The sequence below is a fragment of the Shigella sp. FC1661 genome (assembly GCF_001712525.1).
In the GTDB taxonomy this organism is placed as follows: domain Bacteria; phylum Pseudomonadota; class Gammaproteobacteria; order Enterobacterales; family Enterobacteriaceae; genus Escherichia; species Escherichia coli.
Map to the genome: position 1 here is coordinate 1 of NZ_MDGW01000451.1, position 559 is coordinate 559.

Sequence of the window (559 nt, forward strand, 5' to 3'; positions counted from 1 at the left end):
CTTAAGCCGCTGTGTGTAGGCCAGCGATACATACTGAGAACCTTTATCACTGTGATGGACCGTGCCGGACGGTCGACGGGCCCATAACGCCTGCTCCAGTGCATCCAGCACGAATGTCGTCTCCATGGACGATGAGACCCGCCACCCCACAATGTATCCGGCAAACACATCAATGATGAACGCCACATAGACGAAGCCCTGCCATGTGCTGACGTAAGTAAAATCAGCTACCCACAGCTGGTCAGGTCGTTCTGCCACGAACTGACGGTTTACGCGGTCGCCTGCGGCAACGGCTTTCCGGCTGATGGTCGTACGGACCTTTTTACCCCGGAGAACACCGGCAAGTCCCATAACCGCCATGAGACGTGCCACAGTGCATCTGGCCACTCTGATACCTTCCCGTAACAACTGACGCCAGACTTTACACCGTATACCTTGTGATTTTCATCGTATACGCGCTGTATCTCTTTCTTCAGCCAGTCATCGCGCTGCGCACGGGCACTGCGTTTATCCGGATGATGTCGCTGTTGCTGACAGTGGTAATACGTTGACGGGGCAA

At 54.9% G+C, this 559-nt stretch carries 1 pseudogene; it reads right to left on the bottom strand.

The features are described from left to right. A pseudogene (locus BFF42_RS20320) lies at positions 1–559 on the bottom strand (IS3-like element IS629 family transposase); the annotation flags it as partial.